We start from the raw sequence: 24,509 nt of genomic DNA on the forward strand, positions 1-24,509 counted from the left end.
AGCGACGCTGGCGGTCAGCCACCGGCCGGCGGTTCAACAGGAAGCCTCATCCGACGCGACCCAATCGCGCTACAGAAGCGATGGTGCACCAATGAGCGACGGGCGTGCTCGCCGCACCGCCGCGCACGATCGCGCCGATGACGGCTCGGCCGGCGACGCGAACTACTCGCACATCGGGGTCGGCTATTCGCGCTACCGGCAGCCGGAGCCTGAGATCGGGGCCGCGATCGCCGCCGCCCTGGGCGACGCACGCACGGTCGTGAACGTCGGCGCCGGCGCCGGGTCGTACGCCCCGGGCGACCGGGTGGTGACGGCGGTGGAGCCGTCGGCGACGATGCGCGCACAGCGCGGGGCACACCTCGCGCGGGCGATCGAGGCATCCGCCGAATCGCTCCCCTTCGTGACCGACGCGTTCGACGCGGCCATGACCACGTTCTCGGTGCACCAGTGGGGCGACCTCGAGGCCGGCCTCGCCGAGATGCGGCGCGTCGCCACCGGACCGGTTGTGATCCTCACGTGCGACCCCGCCCGCCTCGACCGATTCTGGCTCGCCGACTACGCACCCGAGGTCATCGCCACCGAGGGGCGCCGCTACCCGGCGATCGACCGCATCGCCGACGCACTCGGCGACGACGTCACGTGTGAGATCGTGCCGATCCCGCTCGGATGCCTCGACGGCTTCGGCGAGGCCTACTACGGGCGACCCGAGGCCTTCCTCGACCCCGGCGCCCGTCGCGCGAACTCGGCGTGGAGCTTCGTCGGAGACGACGTCGAGGCGCGCTTCGAGGCGGACCTCCGCCGCGACCTCGACGACGGCACCTGGGATGCCGCACACGGCGCACTGCGTCGGCAGCCCCGGTTCGACGGGTCGCTCGTGCTGATCCGCGCCGCGCCGGCCATGCCGCGCTGACGGCGCCCCCGCCGGGGACGCCGCCGCGGAGCGACGTCAGTTCGACGCCGGAACCTTGATCACCGGGCACTCGAACGACGCGACCGCGTCGCCGACGGCGACGTCACCCGCCGACTGCGCGGCCCAGAGCTCGGCAGCGGAGTCGAGCACGCCGTCGCTGTCGAGGTCGCCCGACGCGAGCGCCGCACCGTATCCGTTCGGCAGGCTGACCGGGAGCACCTGCCAGCGACCTCCGCGATACCCGGGGTCGCCAGGAGCGGCCGTCGCGATGTTCTCCTGCGTGCCCGCGGGGAAGGCGTAGATCGGCTGGAACGAACTCGCCGGTGCACCCGTGCCCGACAGATCCGTCGGCGTGCCGACGGTGCGATACTGCACGCCGTCGACCCAGAACCCCGGCCCGCTGACGCCCGCGGCGTTCGCAGGCGACGTCGCGAACAGCGCGCCGCCAAGCGCGAAGGCGGCGACCGCGGCGGCACCGGCGACAGTGCGGATTCGATTCGTGTTCATCTGGCTCTCATCTCCTTCGCCGCCGGCTCCGGCGGCCTTCCAGCAGTCAAACTCAGCCGAACACCGATCTCCACGGCGAGCGCTTACGGTTCCCTTACGGCGCTTCCGCCGGCCGATGTCGGTCGGGCGCGGGAGAGTGGACGTGTGCTGCTGGTAGTCGCGCTCGCTCTCGGCGCAGCGCTCATGTACGGCGTGGCCGACTTCCTCGGCGGGGTCGCCGCGCGGAGATCCACCGTGTTCGGTGCGAGCTTCGTCAACTACGTCTTCGCCGCACTGGTGATGATCGTCGCCGTTGCGGTCACGGGCGGGGTGTGGTCGGGGGCGGCCGTCGCGGGCGGCCTCATCGCCGGACTCCTCGCGCTCGTGGGGTTCATGACCTTCTTCGCGGCGCTCGCGGCGGGCCCGATCTCGCTCGTCACCCCATTCATCGCCCTGCTCAGCTCCGTGGTGCCGGTCGTCACGACGCTCGCGCTCGGCGAGGTCCTGCGTCCCCTCGCCTGGATCGCGATCGCGCTCGCCGTCGCCGGGTCGGTGTTGGTCGGCCTCGAGCGCCGCGTGAGCATGCGGGCCGTACGCCCTCGCACGCTCGCACTGGCCACCGTGTCGGGGCTGGGTTTCGGGTTCGCGACCGTCGCGCTCGATCGGGTGCCCGCAGACGCGTCGCTCATCCCCGTCGCGCTCGACACGGGGATCGGTCTCGTGGTCCTGCTCACGCTCGCCGCGGCGTCACGGGTGAGCACGACGACCGCGCACTGGATCTCCCTGCTCGACGAGCATCCGGCGTCCGGTGCCGCCCACGGTGAAGCGGCGGTCGACAGCGCGTCCGGTCCCGCGGGGGCGGACGACCGGCAGCAGACCGCTCGCGCCGCTGCGGTCGACACCGCGGCCGACCGCAGGCGTCGAAGCCGAGCGGTCGTGCTCGCTGCCTGCGCGGGCCTGCTCATCGGCGGGGGCAACGTGCTCCTCATGCTCGCGCTGCACGCGGGCAGCGTCGCGGTGGTCGCGGTGCTCACGAACCTCTACCCGGTCGCGACGATGGTGCTCGCCTGGGTGGTGCTGCGTGAGCGGCTGACACGGCTGCAGGCCGTCGGCGCCGTGCTCGCGGTCGTGGCGTCGGTGCTGCTCGGCATCGCCTGACGCACGCGGCGTGATTCGCACCGGGTGCCGAGACGGCAACGGCGGCCCCGCAGGAGAGCCGCGCAGGAATAGGATGGGATTCGACCCACCGGTCTGGATCTGACCGGTGCGTGTGGCCCGGGATTGGGCCGCGAGTCGCCGACCTCGTCGGAACACCTCTTGCACACCCATCCCGGAGGCCTCATGCCCATTTCCCCCCGCACCGACTCGTCCCGCGTGCGTCACCGACGGCTCGTCGCCGCCGCACTCGCGGTCCCCGCCGCCGCGCTGTTCCTCGCCGGATGTGCGAGCGGCGCCGCCGATTCGGGCGAGTCGGATGCCTCGAACACCGGTGCCGCTGAGGCATCCGCGTTCCCCCTCAACATCGACAACTGCGGCACCGAGGTGACCTTCGAGTCCGCCCCTGAGCGGGTCGTCACCGTCAAGTCGTCGACGCTCGAACTGCTGCTCGCGCTCGGCCTCGAAGACCGTATCGTCGGCACCGCGTTCAGCGATGGACCGGTGCCCGACGAGTACGCCGACGCGGCATCCGGCCTCGAGGTGCTCTCCGACAAGGTGCCCTCGCAGGAGGTCGCCCTCGACGCCGAGCCCGACCTCGTCTTCGCCGGATGGGAGTCGAACCTCTCGGCCGAGGGGGCCGGCGACCGCGCCACGCTCGAGAAGCTCGGCGTCGCCACCTACGTGGCGCCCGCCGCGTGCAAGGGCGAGGGGTACATGCCGAACCCGCTCACGTTCGACGAGGTGTTCCGCGAGTTCGAGGAGGCGGGCGCGATCTTCGACGTGCCGGATGCCGCCGCCGACCTCGTGGCCGACCAGCGCGCCGAGCTCGACGCGATCGAGCCGAGCGACGCGGGCCTCACCGCGCTCTGGTACTCCTCGGGTGAGGACACCCCCTACGTGGGCGCCGGCATCGGCGCGCCGCAGATGATCATGGATGCCGCGGGGCTCGAGAACGTCGCCGCCGAAGTCGAGGACACCTGGACCTCGATGGGCTGGGAGGCGATCGTCGCCGCGAACCCCGACGTCATCGTGCTCGTCGACGCGGCGTGGAACACCGCCGAGCAGAAGATCGCGCACCTCGAATCGAACGCCGCGACCGCCGCGCTGCCGGCCGTGCAGCAGCAGCGGTACCTCGTGGTCGACTTCCCGGCGACCGAGGCGGGCGTGCGCAACGTCGGCGCGGTCGCGTCGCTCGTCGAGCAGCTGGGAGCCCTGGAGGGCTGATGACTGCCACCGCAGGTCGAGGAGCGGGTCGAGGAGCGGCGGAGCCGCGTCTCGAGACGCCGCGTCTCGAAACCCCTGAGCCGGGGTTCGAGACGCGCTCTGACGAGCGCTCCTCGACCCGCCGCCGGAGCGGCCTGCGCATAGGGGCATGGGCCGTCGGCCTCGGACTGCTGCTCGTGGCATCCGTCGTCGTCGCCGTCACCATCGGTCCAGCCGGGCTCAGCCCCGCCGACGTCTGGGCGAGCGTGCTCGCGCATCTCGGCATCGGCGAGCCGACGCTCAGCCCCTTGCGCGACGGCATCGTCTGGGAGCTCCGGATGCCGCGGGTACTCACCGCCGCGGCCGTCGGCGCCGGGCTCGCGCTCTGCGGCGCGGTCATGCAGGCGCTCACGAGGAATCCGCTCGCCGACCCGTACCTGCTCGGCCTCTCGTCGGGCGCCTCGGTGGGCGCGGTGGTCGTGATCGTGCTCGGCGTGGGCCTGCTGCTGCCGTTCGCGGCGTTCGCCGGGGCGCTCATCGCGCTGGTCGCGACGCTGGCCATCGCAAGTGCTGCGGGTGCGCTCACCCCGACGCGGACCGTGCTCGCCGGCCTCGCCGTGTCGTCGGTGTTCGGCGCGATCACGAGCCTCGTCATCTTCTGGAGCGCGACGGGCGACAGCTACCGCGAGATCCTCAACTGGCTGCTCGGTTCGCTCGCGGGCACCGACTGGACGTCGGTGGCGATCGCGGGCGGGGCGGTCGTGCTCGTCGGCGTGCCGCTGCTCACGAGTGCGAACACCCTCGACGCGTTCGCGTTCGGCGACACCGCGGCGGCGGCGCTCGGCGTGCACGTGGGCCGCAGCCGTGCGTTGCTCCTCACCGGCACCGCGCTGCTCACCGGCGCGCTCGTCTCGGTCAGCGGCTCGATCGGCTTCGTGGGACTCATCCTCCCGCATGCCGTGCGGCTCGTCGTGGGCTCGCGCCACCGCGCGCTGCTGCCGCTGTCGGCGCTCGCCGGCGCGATCTTCCTGGTCTGGGCCGACACCGCCGCCCGCACGCTCTTCGACCCGCGCGAGCTGCCCGTCGGCATCATCACCGCGCTCGTCGGCGGGCCGGTCTTCGCGGTGCTCATGCTGCGCAACCGGAGGCTCACGTGACCGACGCCCGCAGTACTCACGCCCGCAGCACCGACGCACGCAGCACCGACGCCGGCGCCGCCGACGGCCTTCGGGTCGACCGGGTGCGCTTCACCCGTGGACACCGGCTCATCATCGACGACGTCGACTGCACCGTGCCGGGCACCGCCGTCGGCGCGCTGCTCGGACCGAACGGCGCCGGCAAGAGCACGCTCCTCCACCTCATCGCCGGCGTCGAGCGAGCGGATGCCGGTACCGCCCGCCTGGGCGACCGCGACCTCGCCGCGCTGCGTCGCCGCGACCGCGCACGTGTCATCGCGCTCGCCGAGCAGGAGGTGCAGGATGCCCCGGGCCTCATGGTCTCCGAGGTCGTCGCGCTCGGCCGCACCCCGTACCTCGGCGCCTTCGCGGGACCGGGCGACCACGACCGCGCTGTCGTGCGCCGCCGCCTCGAGGACACGGGGATCATCGAGCTCGCGGACCGCGAGTACGCGACCCTCTCCGGCGGCGAACGCCAGCGCGTGAACCTCGCCCGTGCCCTCGCGCAGGAGCCGGAGCTCCTCCTCCTCGACGAGCCCACGAACCACCTCGACGTGCACGCGCAGCTCACGATGCTCGGCCTGCTGCGCGAGCTCGCGCACAGCGGGCTCACCGTGCTGGCGGCGCTGCACGACCTCTCGCTCGCCGCCTCATACGCCGACCACGTCGTCGTGCTCGGCGGCGGTCGCGTGGTGGCGGCCGGCGAGCCGCGGGAGGTGCTGACGCCCGGGTTGATCCGCGACGTGTGGGGCGTCGAGGCGCAGGTGCTGGAGCATCCGACGACGGGCCGGCCGTTGATCGCCTACTCTGAGGTGTCGGATGCCGGGGTGGCCGGCGTACGGGCGGACGGCCGGGCGTAGCCTGTGATCATGGGCGAGCTGAGCGACGATCGGCGGGCGCTCGTCGACTGGATCGCCGACGAGTTCCTGCACAACTCGTGGGGTGGGCGCCGGCTCGTCGCCGTCGAGGGTGCGACCGACGAGCACGCGGCGCGCTTCGCCGACGACCTGGCGATGGTGCTCGAAGGTCGCGGGCAGCACGTCGTGCGCGTCTCGGTCGGCGACGTCGACGAGGCGACCCTGCGGCGCGAGACCGTTGTGCCGTTCCGCGCAGGGGTGTTGCCGTCCGCCGACGGCGCCGACGCGGTCCTCGTCGTCGACGGACGCCGGCTGCTGAACGACTCGGTGCGCGGCATCTGGCACTTCTCGCTGTGGACGATCGCGGGCGACGAGTTGCCGAACGCCGGCGCGAACGTCATCGTCGACGTCACCGACGAGGAGGCGCCGACCCGGTACTTCTACGACTACTGCAGGCTGCCGCCGAGCTTCGGCGAGCGCCGCGCCTCCACCACCACGTCGAGCACGCGATAACCTGTTCAGGCGGTTACGAGACGTCGATGGAGCGACCGGCATCCGCTCGTCAGGAGAGCACGTCCTTGGTGATGAACCGGCCGACGGCGAGCGCACCGAACACGAGCACGTAGCCGGCTTGCAGCAGGGCGTTCTCGGCGAACGAGTCCCACACGACTGGTTCGCGCATCAGGTCGCCGAAGCCGAGCCAGTAGTGCGTGAAGAGCCACGGATGCAGCCACTCGAGCTGTGGAAGGGCGTCCATGATCTCCGAGGCGACGGCGAGGATCGCCGTCGCGGCCATCGCCCCGACGGGCACGGTCGTGAGCGTCGACAGGAACAGCCCGATCGCCGACATGCCGAGCAGCGACACCGTCACGTAGGCGGCGATGGCGAGGAAGCGCAGGAGCGCGTCGCCGACGCCCACCGTCGCACCCGAGAGCAGCGTGACCGGGCCGATCGGGAACAGCACCCATCCGACGATGGTGCCCATCACGACGACCGTGAGCGCCGCGGCGGCGCAGAAGACGGCCGCCGCAACGTACTTCACCACCAGCAGACGGATGCGCCCGGCCGGCGCGATCAGCAGGTAGCGCAGCGTGCCGTGGCTCGCCTCGCCGGCGATGGCGTCGCCGGCGACCACGCCGATCGTGAGCGGCAGGAACAGGGGCGTGGCGACGATGATCGCGGTGACGCCGACGAACAGCCCGTTGTTCGTGATCTGGTCGAGGAACGCCGGTCCCCGTCCGGTCGGGGCGGCGCCTGCCACGCGGATCGCGACGCCGATGAGGATCGGGATGAGCGCGAGCGCGCCGAGCAGTGCCCACGTGCGCCGACGACGGAAGAGGGTCAGCAGCTCGGAGCCGAGCAGCGAGAGCGTGCCGCCGGCCTGCAGCGCGGGTCTCGAGACGACCGCTTCGCGGTCTCCTCGACCAGCGGATGTCGTGCCCGCCTCGACCTCACTGGACAACGTCGAACCCCTCGCCCGTGAGCTCCACGAACCGCTGCTCGAGGTTCGCATGCAGGGTCTCGAACCCGCGGACCCGCACGCCGGCGTCGACGAGTGCGGCCACGACCGACTCGGGCGGCCTCGTTCCGAGGCGGGCGACCACGGCGTCGCCGGCCGCGTTGCCCGCGGCATCCGTCGCCGGAATCGTCACGGGGCGGATCCCGCCGGCCGCCTCCTCATCGACGTCGAGCCCGAGCCCCGCCATCACCCGGCGCGCGCGGGCGGCGTCGGGCGTGCGCACGAGCACGCGGGTCTCGCCCTCGGCGCGGAACTCGTCGAGCGTGCCCTGGGCCACGAGCCGTCCGGCGCTCATCACGCCGACGTGCGTGCACACCTGCTCGACCTCGGCGAGGAGGTGGCTCGACACGAACACGGTGGTGCCGTCCTCGGCGAAGGAGCGGATGAGGGCGCGCACCTCGCGCGTGCCCTGCGGGTCGAGGCCGTTCGTCGGCTCGTCGAGCACCAGGAGCTCGCGTCGCATGAGCAGCGCATTCGCGATGCCGAGGCGCTGCTTCATGCCGAGCGAGTAGGCGTGCACCTTTTTGCGGGCCGCGTGGGAGAGCCCGACCCGGTCGAGCGCCTCGACGACGCGCGCCGCGCGGGTGCGCCGTGGCGCCTCACGGTCGGCCGCGTCGAATCGCCGCAGGTTCGCCTCGCCGGAGAGGTACGGCGAGAACGCCGGTCCCTCCACGAGCGCGCCGACGCGCGGCAGCACCGAGTCGACGTGCCTCGGCATGTCGGCGCCGAGCACGCGCGCGTCTCCGGCGGTCGCCGCGACGAGGCCGAGCAGCATCCGGATCGTGGTCGTCTTGCCCGAGCCGTTCGGCCCCAGGAACCCGTACACGGCACCGGGCGGCACGGCGAGGTCGAGGTCGTCGACGGCGAGCTGCGAACGGAAGCGCTTGGTGAGGCCGTGCGTCTCGATCGCGAGGTCGGGCACGTGCCGCGCCCCGGTCAGCGACCGCTCGCGGCGGCGTCGAGCAGGCGGTCGGCCGTCACGGCGCCCGCGAGCACGCGCCCGTCGTCGGTGAAGAGCACGGTCACGAGCGAGGTCGAGAGGATGCGTCCGCCGTCGACCGGCTCGGTGAGGGTGTTCAGCATCGCGGATGCCTCGCCGAGTCCCTCGGCGCCGGCGCCCCCCTGCCCGTAGGCGCCAGCCGGCAGCACGACCACGGCCGACCAGCCCTCGCCGATGACCTCCGGACGAGGTGACGCGGCGTCGCCCGCCTCCGCCTCGGCCTCCGCCTTCCACTGCTCGAGCTCGGCGACCGTCGGCACGGGAACCTCGTGCTCGGTGACCGCGGTGCCCTCTGGCGGGGTGAACGCGAACACCGAGGCATCCGGCGCGTCGAACGACACATCGGTGAACGCGACGCTGAACGCGGGCTCCTCGGAGCCGCGTGCGGTGACGGATGCCGCGAGCGCCAAGCCCGTGTCGCCGTCGATCGCGACCGACACCTCGCCGACGAGCGTGTCAGCGTCTCGCGGCACGAGCACGAGCTCGTACACCTCGCGGCCGGCCACCCGGGCGTCGGTGCCCACGCTCACGTCGGTCGTCTCGTCGAGCTTCGCCAGCGCCTCGTCGAGCACATCCTCGGGCGTCGGTAGCGGGGTGCCGAGCTCGGCCAGCATGCGGGCCCTCGCATCCTCGCCGCGGGCCTCGGCCTCGGCCTTCAGGGCGTCGAGGGCGGCCCGGTCGACGGTGACGTGCGTGGCCGCCTGCTCGCGGGAGTCGTAGATCCAGGCGCCCGCCTCGGAGAGGTAGACGTCGCGCTCGGCGAGACGGTCGAGCACCTGCAGGCGCGCGTTCGTGCCGTCGAGGTACACCTTGGCGGTATGGGTGCCGGTCGCGAGCGAGATGAGGTCGTCGAGATCGGTCGCCGACGCGGATGCCTCGCCGTCGCCGGTCGCACCGTCGTCACCACCGCCGGGGCCGAAGCTGTCGCTCCCGCTTCCACCGGCACCGCCGCCCATCGTGCCCGTCAGTCCCGACAGGTCGGGCAGGCCGAGCTCGGACGTCTGCTCGATCGTGCCCGAGAGCGCGTCGACCTCGCTCGATGCCGCGAACTCGAGGAGCTCCTCGGGCGTGAGGTCGGGCAGGTCCACGGCGGCGTTCGCCTGCATCGGCACGAGCACGACGCCGACGCCGATCGCGATCGGCGCGGCGATGGCGGGGATCCAGCGGACCAACCTGTGAGACGCCCCGGTGTCGCTGCGGCGCATGCCCTCAGGCTACGCCTGACCGCGGCATCCGGTGCCTGATCGGCGGTGAACACTCAGGTACGGGATCGCGCACATGGCCGTCGTCTCATCGGGCAACCCCGTTGCCTCGGAAAGCGACCCGGGTCTACGGTGAGGGACATCCGGCATGTCTGTACCCAGTTCGGGGGGAATCTCATGGTCAACGTCGTCCGCCGCCGTTCCGCGCTCCGCAGCGCCGGCCTCACGCTCGCCGCAGCACTGACCGTCGGAGTCGTCGCGGCCGCCACGCCCGCATCCGCGTTTCCGACCGCCGTCACCACCGGGCGTCCGACGCCATCTGCCCCGTCGACCTCGATCGGGACCGGCGGTGCGGTGTCGTCGGTCGACGCATCCGCCAGTGCGATCGGCCTCGAGGTGCTCCGCGACGGCGGCAACGCCGCGGATGCCGCGGTCGCCACGGCGGCCGCGCTCGGCGTGACCGAGCCGTACAGCGCCGGCATCGGCGGCGGCGGCTACTTCGTCTACTTCGACGCGGCGACCGGCGAGGTGACCACGATCGACGGACGCGAGACCGCACCCGCCGCCATGCAGAGCAACGCGTTCATCGACCCCGCGACCGGCCAGCCGTACTCGTTCGCGAGCGCCGTGTCATCTGGGCTGTCGGTCGGCGTGCCCGGCACGCTCGCCACCTGGGAGGCGGCGCTCGACCGGTTCGGCACCGAGTCGCTCCGCGACACGCTGGAGCCGGCGATCCTCCTCGCCACCAAGGGCTTCACCGTCGACCAGACGTTCCGGCAGCAGACGCTCGACAACAAGGCCCGATTCTCGGCATTCCCCGACACGGCGGACCTGTTCCTCCCCGACGGCGACGCGCCCGAGGTCGGGTCGACCTTCAAGAACCACGACCTCGCGTCGACGCTCCGGCAGATCGCCCTGGGCGGCACCGACGTGTTCTACGAAGGCGCCATCGCGGATGAGATCGCCGACGTCGTGCAGGACCCGCAAACGGACCCGGCCTCGACGCTGCCGGCGTTCCCGGGCTTCATGACGACGGACGACCTGGCCGACTACGAGGTCATCGAACAGGCGCCGACCCACGTGCAGTACCGCGGCCTCGACGTCTACGGCATGGCTCCGTCGTCGTCGGGCGGCACCACCGTCGGCGAGTCGCTGAACATCCTCGAGAACTACGACCTCGCCGCTGCGGATGTCGGCCAGAGCCTGCACCTGTACTTCGAGGCCACGGCGCACGCCTTCGCCGACCGCAACGCGTACGTCGGCGACCCGGCATTCGTGGACGTGCCGACCGAGACCCTGCTCAGCCAGGACTTCGCCGACGCACGCGCCTGCGTGATCGATCCGACGCAGGCGTCGACGAAGCCCGTCCCGCCCGGCGACCTGAACGCGGCGGGCTGCGCCGCGGCGGCGTCCGAGGAGACCGCCGACCTGGAGAACGTCTCGACGACGCACCTGTCGGTGGTGGACCAGTGGGGCAACGCGGTCGCGTACACGCTCACGATCGAGCAGACCGGCGGGTCCGGCATGACGGTGCCGGGCCGCGGGTTCCTGCTCAACAACGAGCTCACCGACTTCAGCTTCGTGCCGAACCCCGCCGACCCGAACATCGTCGAGCCCGGCAAGCGGCCGCGGTCGTCGATGTCGCCGACGATCGTGCTCGACGACGGCGACGTGCGATTCGTGGTCGGCTCGCCCGGCGGGTCGACGATCATCACCACCGTCGTGCAGGTCCTCATGAACCGGATCGACCTCGGCATGACGCTTCCTGAAGCGGTGGCGGCACCACGTGCCACGCAGCGGAACGGTGCGACCACGCTGGCCGAAGCCGAGTTCATCGCCCTGTACGCGGACGACCTCGCGCCGTTCGGCCAGGCGCTCACGCTCGTGGGTGCGCCAGGCACCACCGCCGCGCAGATCGGTGCCGCGGCGACGATCGAGGTCGACCCGAGCGGGCTCATGACCGCCGCAGCAGAACCCGTGCGCCGCGGCGGCGGGACCGGGTTGGTGGTCGAGCCGGAGGAGTGACGCTCAGGAGGGGCGTCGTCGGAGCGCAGGCAGATCCTGGCGCGACCCTTCCCTGCTCAGGAGAAGCACCACTCCTGCCAGGAGGGTGACGACGTAGACGAAGAACTCCGGCAGGTCACCGAACGCGAGCGTCAGCACCATCAGGAGCACCATGCTGACGGCCACGATCCACCCCACCCACGAGGGGTACGGCCCGACGATGAGCCCCACACCGAAGATCGCCAGACCCACTTCGGTCAGGGCGAAGGAGACGGGGATGGTCCACGCAGGCAGTTCGCCGTTCGCGAATGCCGCCGTATCCACGGCACGTGCGTACACGTACCAGACCCAGAACCCTGCGCCGACCAGCATGATCACCGTGGCCGTCCAGAGGAGCACGGCGACGGACCGGTCGCGAGCGTCGAACGCGAGAAGGGCGACCCCGACCAGCGTGACGACCGCCCCCAGGCCGAGCAACACCTGAGACGCGGTCCAGGCGCCGGCCGATTCGGTGATGATCTCCAGCTTCTCCTCGGCCGACGTCGCGGTGAAGACGCTGCCCGACATCGGAAGGAAGAATCCGACGAGGAAGAGCACCGATCCCAGGACGATCGCGGCCCCGCTGATCCGTCTCAACCCGATCTTCATCTCGGCTCCCGTTCAGGATTCTACGCCTCAGGATTCTGCGCGGCTCAGCGCGCCCGCAACCGCGGCGCGAGGTCGCGCTCGAAGAGGTCCAGGAACCGGCGCTGGTCGTGTCCCGGCGCGTGGAACACCAGGTGGTTGAAGCCCCAGTCCACGTACTGCCCGATCTGCGCGACGACGTCGTCGGGGTCGGTGCCGACGATCCAGCGCTTCGCGATCTGCTCGATCGGCAGGGCGTCGGCGGCCCGCTCCATCTCGACCGGGTCGTGGATCGAGCTCTTCTGCTCGGCCGAGAGCGACAGCGGCGACCAGAACCGCGTGTTCTCGAGCGCGGCCTCCTCGGTCTCCTCGTAGGAGAGCTTGATCTCGATCATGCGGTCGAGGTCGTCGAACGACCGGCCCGCCGCATCCGCCCCCTCCTTCACGGCCGGGATGAGCTGGTCGACGTACAGTTCGGCACCCTTGCCCGAAGTGCAGATGAAGCCGTCGCCCGCACGCCCGGCGTACTTCGCGACCGTCGGTCCGCCGGCTGCGATGTACACGGGAACCCCGCCCTCGAGCCGGTCGTAGATCGACGCGTCGTGCGTCGAGTAGTACTCGCCCTCGAAGCTCACCCGGTCGCCCTTCCAGAGCTCGCGCATGAGGCGCACCGACTCGCGCAGGCGTGCGAAACGCTCCTTGAACTCGGGCCAGTCCTGCTCGCCCGCACCGCGGAACCCTGTGGCGATCTCGTTGAGCGCCTCGCCCGTGCCGAACCCGGCGATGACCCGGCCGGGGTAGAGGCATCCGAGGCTCGCGAACGCCTGCGCGAGCACCGCGGGGTTGTACCGGAACGTCGGCGTCATCACGCTCGTGCCGATGCGCACGGTCGACGTGCGCTCGCCGACCGCCGCCATCCACGCGAGCGAGAACGGCGCGTGCCCGCCTTCGTGCCGCCACGGCTGGAAGTGGTCGCTCGTCCAGACCGACTCCATGCCGTGCCCCTCGGCAGCGACGGCGATCTCGACGAGCTCGCGGGGGTCGAACTGCTCGGCGGAGGCCTTGTATCCGAGTGTGAGCGTCATGGTGTTCCCTTCCGATCGGCGAGCCGCGCCACGGCCTCGGCGGTGTGGTCGCCGACTCCATGGTGCAGCACGGATTCGAGCCCGTCGACGGTGTCGACGTCGCGCGTGAGGCCCGGCAGGCCGGATGCCGCGAGCTCGACGAACCCGGCCGCGACGTGCTGCGCCGCGGAGCCTGGCCCGAACCGCGGCTCGAGGGCGACCCCGGCCACCGCGGTCGCGAGCGTCGAGCCCGTGCCGTCGGCGTCGCGCACGAAGGCGAGCGGATGCCGCGCCGCGGCGGCGAGGGCCTGGTCGAGTTCCTCGGGGCGCAGCGCGGGCAGGTCGCCGAGCAGCACGGCGACGGGGACGTATCGCGCCGAGCGGGCGTGCGCGATACCGCGCCGGATCGCCGGCATCAGGCCGCGCTCGACGCCGGGCTCCGTCGACTCGGGGAGGAACTCAGCTCCGCCGGCGAGCGAGGCATCGTCGCCGACGACGATCACGCGTGCAACCGAGCGTGCCGTGAGCGCCGCCGCGATCGTGTCGAGCGCGAACGCCCTGGCGAGCACCGCCCGCCCGTCGCCGTCCACCGTCGGCCCGAGCCGGCTCTTGGCCGCGGGCGCGCCCTTGACCGGGATCACGACGGTCCACGCCGCGCCCGGTGCGGCATACGGGGCGTCGGTCATGCGCGCAGCCCGGGCAGCACGTCGCGGCCGAACACCTCGAGGAACTCGGCCTGGTTGCGGCCGACGTTGTGCAGGTAGATCCGATCGAACCCGAGGTCGAGGTGGCGCTGGATGTCGGCGCGGTGCACGTCGAGGTCGGCGGAGACGACCATGCGTCCCGCGAAGTCCTCGGGCCGCACGGTGCGGGCGAGCTGGTCGAACTCGTAGGGGGAGCGGATGTCGCTGCGCGGGAACCGCATGCCGCCGTTCGGCCATTCGACGAGGGCGTTGCGCATCGCCTGCTCGTCGGTCGGCGCCCACGACAGGTGCAGCTGCAGGACCTTGGGCATGCTCGCCGCGTTGCGGCCCGCCTCGCGGGCGCCCTCCGCGAAGCGCTGCAGCAGCGGGGCGAGACGGTCGGTGGGCCCGCCGGTGGTGATGAACCCGTCGACGTTGCGACCCGCCCGGCGGGCGGTCACGGGTCCGGATGCCGCGACGAGGATGTCGGGGGCGACCGCGGGCATCGTCCAGAGCCGAGTCGACTCCAGCCGGAAGTGCGGGCCGGCATGGCGCACGTCACGACCGGCGATCGAGCCGGCGAAGAGCTTGCGGATGACGTCGACCGCCTCGAACATGCGGTTGATGCGCTCGGGCGCCTCGGGCCAGTACTGTCCGACGACGTGCTCGTTCAGCGCCTCGCCGGAGCCGATGCCGAGCCAGTGCCGGCCGGGGAAGAGGGCACCGAGCGTCGCGCTCGCCTGTGCGACGACGGCCGGATGCATCCGGAACGTCGGCGTCGTCACCCCCGGGCCGAGGTCGCCCGTCGTACGTTCGCCGATGGCGGCGAGCACGCTCCACACGAACGACGACTCGCCCTGCGCGGGCACCCACGGCTGGAAGTGGTCGGTCGCCATGACCCCGCGGAATCCGTGCGACTCGGCGAGCGCGGCGAGCGTCACCGCCTCGGCGGGCGGGAACCGCTCGAGCATCGCGGCATAGCCGATGTGCGCAGACACCCCTCCATCCTCCCCCGCCGCGGGGCGGGTGTCATACCGAGCCGAGCGGACCCTCGGCCTGGGACTCGTCGAAGCCGTCGCGATAGCCCTCGTTGTACGCCTCGTCGGCGCCCATGCGGAACAGGTCGCGCTCCGCGGGGCGCTGGATGCTGCGGGCGCCGGGCAGGTCGAGGTCGCCCACGTAGCGGCCGAGCCCGCGCACCACGGCGACCGGCACGCCCGACGACTTCCCCTTCACCAGCTCGGCCGCGCCGGCGAGCTGGTCGGCCACGCACGGCATGGTGACCGCGAGCGGCTTGCCCGAGGCATCCTTCGACCCGCGCAGGTCGTCGAACACGTGCACGCCCGCGGCGCCGACGGCGATGTCGGTCTGGCCCTCGCGCCACGGCCGGCCGAGGGTGTCCGAGAGGATCACGCCCACGATGACGCCGGTCAGGGCACGGATGCCGGTGGCGAGGGCCCGCGCTGAGGCATCCGGATCGACCGGCAGCAGCAGCACGGTGCCGTGCGGCGCGTTGGACGCGTCCACCCCGGCCGCGGCCCCGATGATGCCCTGCCGATTCTCGACGATGCGGGTCACGCCGCCCTCGTATTCGCGGGTCGCGACGACGCGCACGGTCTCGGCGGTGATCGCGGCCTCGCGGTCGTCGGCCTGCACGATGCGGCCCTCGGACTTCGACACGATCTTCGAGGTCACCACGAGGATGTCGCCGTCGACGAGCTCGACCGCGTTGACGATGAGCGCGGCGAGGTCGTCGCCCTGTTCGATCTCGGGAAGGCCCTCGACGCCTTCGATGCTGAATCCCATGGCCACCCCCGCATCCTCGATCCATGCCTCGAGCCTGTGTCGGTCGCGGCTCGATCCTGCCTCGATCCTTGCAGCATCGGATGCCGCGCTGCCAGAATTCGGCCAGCGGCGCGCCCTGGCGCGTGCACTGGGGAGGCGCACATGAGCGAGGCAGTCGGGCCAGTGCCCGTCGAGGCATCCGTTCCGCCGAGACGACCGGTGATCCTATGGGACCTGGTGCTCACGATCGTGCTGCTCGTGGTCATGGTCGGCGTGGCGCTGGTCGCGTCGTTCCTGTCGTTCTTCCTCGCGTTCGCGGGCGACTCGTGCGGGTCGGGGATCACGTGCGACTACGACCGCATAGCCACCGGCATGCTCATCGCCATGGTCGGACCGCTCGTGGTCGGCTTGCTCGCGCTCATCGCCGCGGTGGTGGTGCTCGTGCTGAAGCGCATCGCGTTCTGGATCCCGATCGTCGGCATCGTGCTCATCGCGGCCGTGTTCATCGGCGGGGCAGCCCTCACGGCCTCGGGCGTACCGGGCACGACGTCGTAGAGCCTGGCGCCCGGCGAGCGCAAGGGGCTTGAACCAGCCCATGGCCGGGTGCCTACGATCGAGCATGAACGCCCGCCACTCCGGACCCTCCCCCGAGGCCGACTCCCGTCCCGGGGCCGACCCCGTCCCCGAGGCCGCTGCAGAGGCCGACCCGCCTGCCCCAGTCGACCCGCCTGCCGATGGACGCCACGAGACGCCCGACGAGCGCAGCGACCGCAACTGGAACGACATCCTCCAGGAGCTGCGCGTGGCGCTCACCGGCACCCAGCTGATCGGCGGCTTCCTGCTCGCGGTCGCGTTCCAGCCGCGCTTCCTGGAGCTCGACGGATACCAGCTCACGCTCTACCTCGTCCTCGTCGCCCTTGCCGGCCTCGCCACGATCGTGGGCCTGGCCCCCGTGACGCTGCATCGAACGCTGTTCCGGCGCCAGGTGAAGGAGCGCGTGGTGCGCACCGGGAACCGGCTGCTCGTCGCACAGGTCAGCGTCGTCGCGCTGCTCGTGCTCGGCGTCACGAGCTTCGTGTTCGACTTCGCCCTCTCACGCCTCGCGGGCGTCATCGCATTCATGATCGGCGCGGTCGTGCTCGTGCTGCTCTGGGTGGTGCTGCCGCGCGTGCGGGCCGGGAAGGACGGCGGGGACGAGGCGAGGCCGGCGGCACCCGACCGCGACGAGCAGGAGGGTGTCGGCACGCCGCTCTAGGCTTGAACCATGCGCATCGCCACCTGGAACGTCAACTCGATCCGCACCCGCGTCGACCGCGTCGTCGACTGGATGGTGCGCGAAGACGTCGACGTGCTCGCGATGCAGGAGATCAAGTGCACGGCCGAGCAGTTCCCGGCGGCGAAGTTCGAAGACGCGGGCTACGAGCTCGCCATCCACGGCTTCAACCAGTGGAACGGCGTGGCGATCGCGAGCCGTTCGCCGATCCAGTCCGTCGAGACCGGCTTCCCGGGCATGCCCGGCTTCCTGAAGGGGGTGGAGGGGCCCGACCAGCCGCAGGAGGCGCGCGCCATCGGAGCGACGGTCGACGGGGTGCGGCTCTGGAGCCTCTACGTGCCCAATGGGCGCGCGCTGGGCGACCCGCACCTCGCCTACAAGCTCGACTGGCTCGCCTCGCTCACCGAGTACACGCGCGCCGAGACCACGGAGCGCCCCGAAGTGCCGTTCGCGCTGCTGGGCGACTTCAACATCGCCCCGTTCGACGAGGACAACGGCGACCCGACGGTCATCATCGGGCAGACCACGCATGTCTCCCCGCCCGAGCGCGAGGCGTTCTTCACCCTCGAGAACGCGGGCGTCACCGACGTGGTGCGCGCGCGCGTACCTAAGGGCCTGTACACCTACTGGGACTACAAGCAGCTGCGCTTCCCGCGCAACGAGGGAATGCGCATCGACTTCGTCCTGGGCTCGGCGGCGTTCGCGGCGGCCGTGACGGATGCCTCGATCCACCGCAACGAGCGCAAGGGCACCGCGCCGTCCGACCACGTGCCCGTGCTCGTCGACGTCGCCCTCTCGCAGGCCGACGACGACCTGCCGATGATCTTCGGCTGAGGCATCCGCGCGCGCATACCAGACGGCGCCGCCCGTGCCAACCGGGCATCACGGCGCGGGCGGCACCCAGCCAGGGCGACTACCCTCGATCGGGTGACCACGTCTCCGAACAGCGTGATGGGCGACGCCTTCGCGGGCGTGACGTTCGGCGAGCGCTACCGCCTCGACCGCCTCATCGGCCGGGGCGGCATGGCGAGCGTCTACCGGGGTGTCGACCTCGCCCTCGGGCGGCCCGTGGCCGTGAAGGTGTTCGCCGAGGCCGCAGAGGGCATCGACGACGCCGAGCGCCGCAAGTCGGAGACGGCGCTGCTCGCGAGCCTCTCGCACCGCGCGCTCGTGAGGCTCTACGACGCGTCGCGCGACCCGGGGACGGGCCGCGAGTTCCTCGTGATGGAGCTCGTCGACGGTCGCGACCTGCGGGAGACACTGCGGCGCCTCGGCCCGCTCACGCCTGCGGATGCCGCAGGCATGGTCGCCGACCTCGGCGAGGCGTTGCACGTCATCCACGCGCGCGGCATCGTGCACCGCGATGTGAAGCCCGCGAACGTGCTCCTCGAGTCCGCGCACCTGCCGACCCGAACATGGAACGCGAAGCTCGCCGACTTCGGCATCGCCCGGCTCATCGACGACGCCCGCCTCACCCGAACCGGCCTCCTCGTCGGAACGCCGGGATATCTCAGCCCCGAGCAGGTGAGCGGCCGCCCGCCGACGCCCGCTGCCGACGTGTACTCCCTCGGGCTCGTGGTGCTCGAGGCGCGCACCGGCGAGACCCCGTTCCCGGGACCCGCCGTCGAGGCAGCCAGCGCCCGGCTCGTGCGAGATCCCGACATCCCCGAGTCACTCGGCTCCGACTGGGTCGAGCTGTTGCGGGCGATGACGGCCCGGGATCCCGCAGAGCGGCCGTCGGCCCTCGACGTCGCCGTCGCGGCGACCCGGCTCGACACCACCTCCGCGTCCGAGCGTGTCCTGACGGCGCCGACGGTCGCGTTCGCCGGCGGCCAGGATGACACCGCCTCGATCGCGCCCCACGACGAGACCGCCGCGACGAGGGTGCTGCCCGCCCCCGACCGCTCGTTCTTCGCGGCACCGGCGAGCGCGACCCCGGCACCCGCCCAGCGCCGACACGACCGCGACCGCCGTGAAGACGAGGAGCGCCGCTGGGTGCGCCCGGTGATCGTGATCGCGCTCCTGCTGGCGATCGCCGCGGTCGTGTTCTTCCTGATGCAGTCGGCCCTGTCCGCACCGACGACCACGTCGCCCCTCGAGCCGCTGCCGAGCGTGCCGGGCGAACTCGGCGTGCACCTCGATCAGCTCGACGAGGCGGTGACCGGCGGATGACGACGACCATGCGTTTCCGACGTCGTGCGGTGCTCCCCGCCGCGGCCATCGCGCTCGCGCTCACCTTCGGTCTCTCGGCGTGCGGCGCTTCGAGCGAGCAGACCGCGGCGGCGATGCACGGCTCGGTGGTGCAGATCGCGGAACGTGCCGCTGCGGGCGACTACGCCGGCGCGCTCGCCGAGCTGGCGCTGCTCGACAGGGACGTGACGGCGGCAGCGGAGAACGGCACCATCGATGCCGCCCGGGAGCAGGCGATCCGCGCCGGGATGGAACTGGTGCGGGCCGACCTCGAGGCCGCCGACGTCACGCCGACCCCCACGCGGACGCCCACGCCCACGCCGACCGAGGAAGAGGACGACGACGGCCCGGGCAACAGCGACAACAAGGGCAAGGGCAACAACGACGACAAGGGCAAGGACGACGACTGACGTCGGACGCGGCATCCGTGCAAGGCTCGAGCCATGCCTCATCTCGCGGTGCCCGGTGCCGAGCTCTCCTACGAAACCGACGGGCCGGTCTCCGCGCCGGCGCTCCTGCTGATCCCTGCCGGCATCGCCACCCTTCGCATGTGGGACGCGCAGATCGAGGCGCTCGCCGCCGAGCACCTCGTCGCGCGGTACGACCCGCGTGGCTTCGGGGCCACGCGCCATGATGCGTCGGTGCCGTTCTCGAACCACGCAGACGCCCTCGCCCTGCTCGGCCATCTGGGTGTTGAGCGGGCGACCCTCATCGGCGCGAGTCGAGGCGGCCGGATCGCGCTCGACGTGGCGCTCGACGCACCCGGGCGCGTCGCGGGCGTCGTCACCGTCGGCGCCGCGCCCAGCGGGTTTCCCGACCTTCCGCCCACCGAGGAGGAGCGTCACCTCGTCGACGAGCTCGACGGACTCGATCCCGCCTTCGACGCCCGACGAATCGTGCGGCTCGAGACGACGCTGTGGGCGGCCGGCCCGTTGCGGCTCGAGGACGACCTCGACCCCGATTTCGTGCGCAGGGCGCACGAGCTGAACGAGCCGAACGTCGCGCACGCGGCCGACGACGGCACGATGCTGCCGCTGGACCCGCCGGCGTTCGGCCGCCTCGGCGACATCCGCTCGCCCGCACTCGTGATGGTGGGCGAGTACGACCTCAGCACGACGCTCGCCCAGTACGAGCACCTGCTCGAAGCGCTGCCCGACGCCACGGGCTTCACCTTCCGGGATGCGGCGCACCTGCCGAACGTCGAGCGGCCGGCCGAGTTCACGCAGGTGCTGGTCGACTGGCTCGCCGAGCACGGTCTCTGACGTCGGGGATTCGCGGCGCACGTCCAGCTTGCGGGGCTATGGTCGCGGGATGACCACGGAACTCATGCCGGCGATCGCAGCGGCCGCGTTGGCCGGCCTGGCCCTGCCGATGCTCGTCGGCGTCGCGCAGCGCCTGCGCCCTCGCGCCGTGCGCGCCCGGATTCAGCCGCGGCCGGTGAACCGCTCCATCGACCGGTAGACGCCCAAGCCGTCGCCCACGATCCGGTCGAAGACGCGGGTCGGCAGGATGCCGCGCAGCGCCCGCGAGAGCCCGACGCTCCAAGGCAGCTCCACGAGCGGCGCCCCCGCCAGCATGGCCTTCCAGACCCGGTCGACCACGAACTCCGGCTGCAGGATGGGTGCGAGCGGCATCCCCTTGGCTCCTGCGAACATGCCCGTCGAGATGTAGCTCGGCGTGACGGTGGTGACCTTCACGTTGGCGTGATCGGCCTGTTCGAGTTCGAGGCGCAGGGAGTCGCTCCAGCCGATCAGCGCCGCCTTCGACGCGGCGTAGACCGCCATCCGCGGGTTGGCGAGCGTGCCGGCGGCCGACGCGATGTTCACGATGCGGGACGGCCGGTAGGCGTTCGCGATCATGCCCGGGATGAACTCGCGCGTGATGTACATCGGCGCGAGCGCGTTGACCTGCATGGTCGGGCGGGTGTCCTCGCCGTTGTCGGTCTCCCAGAAGTACCGGTTGCCGCGCACGATGCCGGCGTTGTTGATGAGCACGTCGGGGTTGCCGACCTCCCTGCGCACGCGCTGGGCGGTCTTCGCGATCGCGCCGAGGTCGGCGACGTCGACCACGTACGAACGCACGGCGGTGCGTCCGCGCGACGTCGCGCCGAGCTCGTCCGCGGTGCGGGCGAGCGTGGCCGCATCGCGGTCCCAGAGCGTGACGGATGCCGCACCCTCGGCGACCGCGCGCTCCGCGTACATGCGGCCCATGCCACTGGCCGCGCCCGTGATGAGCACCTTCGCGTCCTGCACCGTTCTCGTCATCGCTCCATCTTCGCGCACGCCGGCGGGCCGGCCGCGCGGGCGTGGTCGTCAGGTGTCGGATGCCGCGGTGCGGCGCCGCACGATCTCGGCCGAGAGGCGCGTGATGAGGTCATAGGGGACGGGCTTGGAATACGGGAAGTTCAGGGAGTCCTTCTCCACCCGGAACGGCGCCACCTCGGCCTCGAGCGGCCCGTCGAACGTCGGCACGGGGTAGAGGCCCACGTGGTGCTTCCACCCGGCGAAGTGGATCGCATAGCGGCCGCCGAGCATGACCGCGGCGATCCCGTAGCGCACCTTCTCGTCGGCGTCGGGGACGCCGGCGTGGATCGCAGCGCGGACGCGCTCGAGCACGTCGCGGACCTCTGGTGGGAACGACGCGACGTACTCGTCGACGGATTGAGGGGCACTGGCGGCCATACAGGCAGCCTACAACACTGAACCATTTAGTTCAATGATGCATCGGAGCTTCGTGCCACGATGGGCGGATGGCGACGCCCGACATCCGACTCGTACCGAAATCCGACGATGAGACCGCCCGCTGGCTGCCGACGGCCATGGCGGCCTACGAGCAGGCCAGACTGAAGGCCGGTGACGACCCCGAGCAGGCGGCCGCGGCTCGGCGGGGCTCGGAGGAGCAGTTCTTCCCCGACGGCCGGCTCGTCGACGGACACTTCCTCTTCACGGTCGTCGCCGACGGCGAGGAGGCCGGATGGCTCTGGATCGGCCCGATGCAGGACGCGTCGAACTGGTACGTGTGGGACGTCGCGGTGCACGAGGCGTTCCGCGGCCGGGGACTCGGACGGGCGACGATGCGGCTCGCCGAGGACTTCGCGCGCTCCCAGGGCGCCACGTCGATGCGCCTCAACGTGTTCGCGTACAACGACCCCGCGGTCCGCCTCTACGAGAGCCTCGGCTACGCCACCGCGTCGATGCACATGCACAAGGTGCTCTGAGCGGCCCGCACTCGCGCTCACTCCGCCAGGCGCACCACCTCGATCCGGTCCCCGGGACCCGCGAGCACGAGCACGCGCTTGGCGGTCACGCCCTCGAGCGCGCCGGCGAGCGCCGCGGCATCCGGACCCGCACCGACCTCATCCCCCGACCGTTGCCAGACGCTGACCGGCGCGCCGGTGGCCTTCCCGATCGCCTGTTCGAAGGCCGCGGGGTCGCCTGCAGTCACGAGGATGACACGGCCGATGCGTCGGGCGGGCGCCAGGCCCTCGGTGACGATCACCGAGCGGTCGTGGCGCCAGACGGCGAAGTGGTACCCGAACACGAGTCCCGTGGCGACGAGGAGGCCGAGCGGCGCACGCACGCGGTCGATCAGGCTCGCGGTCGTCGTGGGATCGAGTCCGAACTCGAACAACCGGTACCCGACCACGAGCAGGGCGATGAGCGCCACGATGGCGCTGGCTCCGAACACGGCGACGAGGTACACCCGCCGCCCGGTGTAGGCGATCTCCGTCGACTCGACCTGCCGGGTGGGTTTCCAACTGAGCCACCAGGCGGGTCCGCCGACGACCAGCGCGCTGATACCGCCGAGGAGGAGCGCGCGGTCGTCGGATGCCGCAAGCGGGCCGACCAGCGTCGCGAGCGTCGCGTTCAGGATGACGCCGACTCCTGATGCGGCCGCGACCAGGCCGATCCCCGACATGACCAGCGCGCTCGCGCGGCGCGTGCCGTCGGACCGCTCGGCCGCGATGCGGCGATGGTAGTGCCACACGAGCGCGCCGATGGATGCCGCCGCGAGCGCCGTACCCAGCGGACGGAGGATCTCGCCGGCAGGCTCGCCGGGGTCGAATGCCAGCCGCAGCAGTGCGTAGAGCGCGGTGCCGAGCCCGCCGAGCATCAGGATGCCCGACCCCATCACCCCCACGACGATGAGCGCCACGGGCGCGAGGCCGGTGTCCAGTCGCCTCGTGCCATCACGGAACCAGTGCCACCACCAGATCACCCCGCCGCCGACGGCCCAGATGAGCGCTTCGAGCGGGACGTACCACCACGGGCTTCCGGACAGCGCCCGTTCGGAGGTTCCACGGATCGCCATGTCGAGCAGGGAGCCGAGTGCATTCACGGCACCACCGACGCCGATGATGAGGCCGAAGACGGAGCCGGCCACGGCGGGCACGGTACCGAGCCTTCCCGGGCGCTTCAGCGGATGCCGCCACATCCAGCGATGCCACACCCAGACGGCCGCCCAGACCACCCCGACGGAGCACTCACCGGGCAGCCACTGCCCGCTCACGAGCGAAGCCGCCGTACCCAGCAGCGCCGTCGCCGACACGATGAGGGACACCGTGTACATGACCGCCAGGTACAGCCCCCATGCCAGCGACGACCGCTCCGACTCATCCGCGAGGCGGCGCCACACGACCCACCACAGCACCGCGGCGAGCGGCCCGCCGATGAGGGCGAACGCGAGCGAGAGCGCCAGGCCGGCGGTGTCGTCGACGACGAGCCTCGTGCCGACGTCGAGCAGTCGCTCGAGGAGGCCGGCCAGGCCGATGGCGGTGATCGAGACCAGCACGAAGAGCAGCGTGTACACGATGAGACGCCGGACGGTGCGCTGCGCCCCGCCGGCGGCCGGGACGGCGGGGATCTCCGAGGCGCTCATCACTGCACCATCTCCGGGGTGCAGACCGCGAGCTGCCACGGGGTCGACTCGATCAGCCAGCCGCCGTCGGCCCTGACGAGGTCGAAGTCGCCCTCCTCTTCGTAGTCCGACGATCCGAGCAGCCCTCCCTCGTACGTGACGGTGATGAGCACCCTCACGTCGGCCGAGTCGTCGCGTTCCGTGGTGGAGACGAGGGTGACCCGCATGCCGTCCTGTGGGCCGGTCCCGATGCGTACGCAGGGGTCGCCGAGCTCGGGCACGAGGTACTCGATCGCCGCGGCCTCGTCGCCCTCGATCACCGCGGCCGAGTATCGCTGCACGACACCCTCGGGGGTTGACTCGTCGAGCACTTCCGGCTCACCGCGGGTGAACACGACGATCAGCGCCACGATCGCCAGCGCGGCGATCACGGCGAGGATCACGATGAGGGTGCGATCGGGCCTCGGCCTCGCTGGTTCCATGTGCACATCATGGCGTAGTCCGCGCCTGCGATCCCGA

28 protein-coding genes are annotated in these 24,509 nt (G+C 71.9%); 15 read left to right on the plus strand and 13 right to left on the minus strand.

The features are described 5' to 3' along the window. Positions 1–91 precede the first annotated feature (91 nt). Positions 92–910 (plus strand): class I SAM-dependent methyltransferase, encoded by an 819-nt coding sequence (locus ASG80_RS07340; RefSeq protein ID WP_056729530.1) that lies wholly within the window; start codon positions 92–94, stop codon positions 908–910. 36 nt (positions 911–946) lie between these two features. Here the strand turns inward: ASG80_RS07340 and ASG80_RS07345 are convergent, their stop codons facing one another. Next, positions 947–1,417 (minus strand): hypothetical protein, encoded by a 471-nt coding sequence (locus ASG80_RS07345; protein WP_056729531.1) that lies wholly within the window; start codon positions 1,415–1,417, stop codon positions 947–949. Between the two features lie 144 nt (positions 1,418–1,561). Between ASG80_RS07345 and ASG80_RS07350 the strand changes: the two genes are divergently transcribed. From ASG80_RS07350 to ASG80_RS07370, 5 genes are all read left to right on the plus strand, one after another. Continuing rightward, the gene (locus ASG80_RS07350; RefSeq protein ID WP_056729532.1) at positions 1,562–2,554 is read left to right on the plus strand and encodes a DMT family transporter; all 993 of its coding nucleotides are present in this window, start codon (positions 1,562–1,564) and stop codon (positions 2,552–2,554) included. Positions 2,555–2,737: 183 nt separating this feature from the next. After that, on the plus strand, positions 2,738–3,778 hold the full coding sequence (locus ASG80_RS07355) for a putative F420-0 ABC transporter substrate-binding protein (protein ID WP_056729533.1): 1,041 nt from the start codon (positions 2,738–2,740) through the stop codon (positions 3,776–3,778). Next, on the plus strand, positions 3,778–4,914 hold the full coding sequence (locus ASG80_RS07360; RefSeq protein ID WP_082589893.1) for a putative F420-0 ABC transporter permease subunit: 1,137 nt from the start codon (positions 3,778–3,780) through the stop codon (positions 4,912–4,914). The genes ASG80_RS07355 and ASG80_RS07360 overlap by 1 nt, the downstream gene beginning before the upstream one ends. Beyond that, the gene (locus ASG80_RS07365; protein WP_235508225.1) at positions 4,911–5,792 is read left to right on the plus strand and encodes an ATP-binding cassette domain-containing protein; all 882 of its coding nucleotides are present in this window, start codon (positions 4,911–4,913) and stop codon (positions 5,790–5,792) included. Before ASG80_RS07360 ends, ASG80_RS07365 begins: the two co-directional genes overlap by 4 nt. A 9-nt stretch (positions 5,793–5,801) precedes the next feature. Beyond that, the gene (locus ASG80_RS07370; RefSeq protein ID WP_156401707.1) at positions 5,802–6,302 is read left to right on the plus strand and encodes a hypothetical protein; all 501 of its coding nucleotides are present in this window, start codon (positions 5,802–5,804) and stop codon (positions 6,300–6,302) included. Positions 6,303–6,351: 49 nt separating this feature from the next. Here the strand turns inward: ASG80_RS07370 and ASG80_RS07375 are convergent, their stop codons facing one another. The 3 genes from ASG80_RS07375 to ASG80_RS07385 all read right to left on the minus strand — a co-directional run bounded on the left by ASG80_RS07375 (position 6,352) and on the right by ASG80_RS07385 (position 9,513). Continuing rightward, positions 6,352–7,176, minus strand: coding sequence for an ABC transporter permease (locus tag ASG80_RS07375; RefSeq protein ID WP_056729622.1), 825 nt, complete (start codon positions 7,174–7,176; stop codon positions 6,352–6,354). 64 nt (positions 7,177–7,240) lie between these two features. Further along, on the minus strand, positions 7,241–8,230 hold the full coding sequence (locus ASG80_RS07380) for an ABC transporter ATP-binding protein (protein ID WP_056729535.1): 990 nt from the start codon (positions 8,228–8,230) through the stop codon (positions 7,241–7,243). Positions 8,231–8,244: 14 nt separating this feature from the next. Beyond that, positions 8,245–9,513, minus strand: coding sequence for a hypothetical protein (locus ASG80_RS07385; RefSeq protein WP_056729536.1), 1,269 nt, complete (start codon positions 9,511–9,513; stop codon positions 8,245–8,247). Between the two features lie 174 nt (positions 9,514–9,687). Between ASG80_RS07385 and ggt the strand changes: the two genes are divergently transcribed. Further along, entirely contained in the window at positions 9,688–11,535 is a 1,848-nt protein-coding gene (gene ggt / locus ASG80_RS07390) for a gamma-glutamyltransferase (RefSeq protein WP_056729537.1), read from the plus strand. Between the two features lie 3 nt (positions 11,536–11,538). Here the strand turns inward: ggt and ASG80_RS07395 are convergent, their stop codons facing one another. Genes ASG80_RS07395 through cofE form a run of 5 tightly spaced genes read right to left on the minus strand, consistent with a single transcriptional unit; the run spans position 11,539 to position 15,691 of the window. Beyond that, the gene (locus ASG80_RS07395; RefSeq protein ID WP_156401708.1) at positions 11,539–12,150 is read right to left on the minus strand and encodes a hypothetical protein; all 612 of its coding nucleotides are present in this window, start codon (positions 12,148–12,150) and stop codon (positions 11,539–11,541) included. A gap of 56 nt (positions 12,151–12,206) precedes the next feature. Further along, positions 12,207–13,223 (minus strand): glucose-6-phosphate dehydrogenase (coenzyme-F420), encoded by a 1,017-nt coding sequence (gene fgd / locus ASG80_RS07400; protein WP_056729539.1) that lies wholly within the window; start codon positions 13,221–13,223, stop codon positions 12,207–12,209. Continuing rightward, entirely contained in the window at positions 13,220–13,888 is a 669-nt protein-coding gene (gene cofC / locus ASG80_RS07405; RefSeq protein ID WP_056729540.1) for a 2-phospho-L-lactate guanylyltransferase, read from the minus strand. The genes fgd and cofC overlap by 4 nt, the downstream gene beginning before the upstream one ends. Then, positions 13,885–14,883 carry a TIGR03557 family F420-dependent LLM class oxidoreductase gene (locus ASG80_RS07410; RefSeq protein WP_255355584.1) on the minus strand — a complete coding sequence of 333 codons (999 nt, stop codon included), beginning with the start codon at positions 14,881–14,883 and terminating at the stop codon, positions 13,885–13,887. Before ASG80_RS07410 ends, cofC begins: the two co-directional genes overlap by 4 nt. Before the next feature lie 31 nt (positions 14,884–14,914). Continuing rightward, complete coding sequence (gene cofE, locus ASG80_RS07415) at positions 14,915–15,691, minus strand: coenzyme F420-0:L-glutamate ligase (protein ID WP_056729541.1); 777 nt, start codon at positions 15,689–15,691, stop codon at positions 14,915–14,917. 36 nt (positions 15,692–15,727) lie between these two features. Here cofE and ASG80_RS07420 point away from each other — a divergent pair, with 36 nt between their 5' ends. The 7 genes from ASG80_RS07420 to ASG80_RS23470 all read left to right on the plus strand — a co-directional run bounded on the left by ASG80_RS07420 (position 15,728) and on the right by ASG80_RS23470 (position 20,594). Continuing rightward, entirely contained in the window at positions 15,728–16,225 is a 498-nt protein-coding gene (locus ASG80_RS07420) for a DUF6264 family protein (RefSeq protein WP_255355585.1), read from the plus strand. A gap of 64 nt (positions 16,226–16,289) precedes the next feature. Continuing rightward, positions 16,290–16,925, plus strand: coding sequence for a DUF6328 family protein (locus tag ASG80_RS07425; protein ID WP_255355586.1), 636 nt, complete (start codon positions 16,290–16,292; stop codon positions 16,923–16,925). A 9-nt stretch (positions 16,926–16,934) separates the two neighbouring features. Further along, positions 16,935–17,777 (plus strand): exodeoxyribonuclease III, encoded by an 843-nt coding sequence (locus ASG80_RS07430; RefSeq protein ID WP_056729543.1) that lies wholly within the window; start codon positions 16,935–16,937, stop codon positions 17,775–17,777. 93 nt (positions 17,778–17,870) lie between these two features. Next, a complete protein-coding gene (locus tag ASG80_RS07435) occupies positions 17,871–19,115 on the plus strand; it encodes a serine/threonine-protein kinase (protein WP_156401709.1) in 1,245 nt (414 codons plus the stop codon). Continuing rightward, positions 19,112–19,543, plus strand: coding sequence for a hypothetical protein (locus tag ASG80_RS07440; protein ID WP_056729545.1), 432 nt, complete (start codon positions 19,112–19,114; stop codon positions 19,541–19,543). Before ASG80_RS07435 ends, ASG80_RS07440 begins: the two co-directional genes overlap by 4 nt. Before the next feature lie 33 nt (positions 19,544–19,576). Then, entirely contained in the window at positions 19,577–20,395 is an 819-nt protein-coding gene (locus ASG80_RS07445) for an alpha/beta fold hydrolase (RefSeq protein WP_056729546.1), read from the plus strand. Positions 20,396–20,444: 49 nt separating this feature from the next. Beyond that, positions 20,445–20,594 (plus strand): hypothetical protein, encoded by a 150-nt coding sequence (locus ASG80_RS23470; RefSeq protein WP_156401710.1) that lies wholly within the window; start codon positions 20,445–20,447, stop codon positions 20,592–20,594. Here ASG80_RS23470 and ASG80_RS07450 read toward each other — a convergent pair. Together ASG80_RS07450 and ASG80_RS07455 are read right to left on the minus strand one after the other, a co-directional pair. Continuing rightward, complete coding sequence (locus tag ASG80_RS07450) at positions 20,558–21,397, minus strand: SDR family NAD(P)-dependent oxidoreductase (RefSeq protein ID WP_056729547.1); 840 nt, start codon at positions 21,395–21,397, stop codon at positions 20,558–20,560. The two genes, ASG80_RS23470 and ASG80_RS07450, sit on opposite strands and share 37 nt — an antisense overlap. 48 nt (positions 21,398–21,445) lie before the next feature. After that, on the minus strand, positions 21,446–21,814 hold the full coding sequence (locus ASG80_RS07455) for an iron chaperone (protein ID WP_056729548.1): 369 nt from the start codon (positions 21,812–21,814) through the stop codon (positions 21,446–21,448). A gap of 68 nt (positions 21,815–21,882) precedes the next feature. On the opposite strand from ASG80_RS07455, the gene ASG80_RS07460 reads away from it, so the two are divergent. Beyond that, positions 21,883–22,350, plus strand: a complete 468-nt coding sequence (locus ASG80_RS07460; RefSeq protein WP_056729549.1) for an N-acetyltransferase — start codon at positions 21,883–21,885, stop codon at positions 22,348–22,350. 17 nt (positions 22,351–22,367) lie between these two features. On the opposite strand, the gene ASG80_RS07465 is transcribed toward ASG80_RS07460, so the two are convergent. Then, positions 22,368–24,011 (minus strand): DUF5671 domain-containing protein, encoded by a 1,644-nt coding sequence (locus ASG80_RS07465; RefSeq protein WP_056729550.1) that lies wholly within the window; start codon positions 24,009–24,011, stop codon positions 22,368–22,370. Then, positions 24,011–24,472, minus strand: coding sequence for a hypothetical protein (locus ASG80_RS07470; protein WP_056729551.1), 462 nt, complete (start codon positions 24,470–24,472; stop codon positions 24,011–24,013). The genes ASG80_RS07465 and ASG80_RS07470 overlap by 1 nt, the downstream gene beginning before the upstream one ends. Between the last annotated feature and the right edge of the window lie 37 nt (positions 24,473–24,509).

The sequence above is a fragment of the Agromyces sp. Soil535 genome, assembly GCF_001428255.1.
GTDB lineage: Bacteria > Actinomycetota > Actinomycetes > Actinomycetales > Microbacteriaceae > Agromyces.

Bases quoted from the DNA above. Each gene is read 5' to 3' on its own strand.
- ASG80_RS07340 (WP_056729530.1), top strand. From the start codon at position 92: ATGAGCGACGGGCGTGCTCGCCGCACCGCCGCGCACGATCGCGCCGAT.
- ASG80_RS07345 (WP_056729531.1), bottom strand. From the start codon at position 1,417: ATGAACACGAATCGAATCCGCACTGTCGCCGGTGCCGCCGCGGTCGCC.
- ASG80_RS07355 (WP_056729533.1), top strand. From the start codon at position 2,738: ATGCCCATTTCCCCCCGCACCGACTCGTCCCGCGTGCGTCACCGACGG.
- ASG80_RS07360 (WP_082589893.1), top strand. From the start codon at position 3,778: ATGACTGCCACCGCAGGTCGAGGAGCGGGTCGAGGAGCGGCGGAGCCG.
- ASG80_RS07370 (WP_156401707.1), top strand. From the start codon at position 5,802: ATGGGCGAGCTGAGCGACGATCGGCGGGCGCTCGTCGACTGGATCGCC.
- ASG80_RS07385 (WP_056729536.1), bottom strand. From the start codon at position 9,513: ATGCGCCGCAGCGACACCGGGGCGTCTCACAGGTTGGTCCGCTGGATC.
- ggt (WP_056729537.1), top strand. From the start codon at position 9,688: ATGGTCAACGTCGTCCGCCGCCGTTCCGCGCTCCGCAGCGCCGGCCTC.
- fgd (WP_056729539.1), bottom strand. From the start codon at position 13,223: ATGACGCTCACACTCGGATACAAGGCCTCCGCCGAGCAGTTCGACCCC.
- cofC (WP_056729540.1), bottom strand. From the start codon at position 13,888: ATGACCGACGCCCCGTATGCCGCACCGGGCGCGGCGTGGACCGTCGTG.
- cofE (WP_056729541.1), bottom strand. From the start codon at position 15,691: ATGGGATTCAGCATCGAAGGCGTCGAGGGCCTTCCCGAGATCGAACAG.
- ASG80_RS07425 (WP_255355586.1), top strand. From the start codon at position 16,290: ATGAACGCCCGCCACTCCGGACCCTCCCCCGAGGCCGACTCCCGTCCC.
- ASG80_RS07430 (WP_056729543.1), top strand. From the start codon at position 16,935: ATGCGCATCGCCACCTGGAACGTCAACTCGATCCGCACCCGCGTCGAC.
- ASG80_RS07440 (WP_056729545.1), top strand. From the start codon at position 19,112: ATGACGACGACCATGCGTTTCCGACGTCGTGCGGTGCTCCCCGCCGCG.
- ASG80_RS07445 (WP_056729546.1), top strand. From the start codon at position 19,577: ATGCCTCATCTCGCGGTGCCCGGTGCCGAGCTCTCCTACGAAACCGAC.
- ASG80_RS23470 (WP_156401710.1), top strand. From the start codon at position 20,445: ATGACCACGGAACTCATGCCGGCGATCGCAGCGGCCGCGTTGGCCGGC.
- ASG80_RS07450 (WP_056729547.1), bottom strand. From the start codon at position 21,397: ATGACGAGAACGGTGCAGGACGCGAAGGTGCTCATCACGGGCGCGGCC.
- ASG80_RS07455 (WP_056729548.1), bottom strand. From the start codon at position 21,814: ATGGCCGCCAGTGCCCCTCAATCCGTCGACGAGTACGTCGCGTCGTTC.
- ASG80_RS07460 (WP_056729549.1), top strand. From the start codon at position 21,883: ATGGCGACGCCCGACATCCGACTCGTACCGAAATCCGACGATGAGACC.
- ASG80_RS07465 (WP_056729550.1), bottom strand. From the start codon at position 24,011: ATGAGCGCCTCGGAGATCCCCGCCGTCCCGGCCGCCGGCGGGGCGCAG.
- ASG80_RS07470 (WP_056729551.1), bottom strand. From the start codon at position 24,472: ATGGAACCAGCGAGGCCGAGGCCCGATCGCACCCTCATCGTGATCCTC.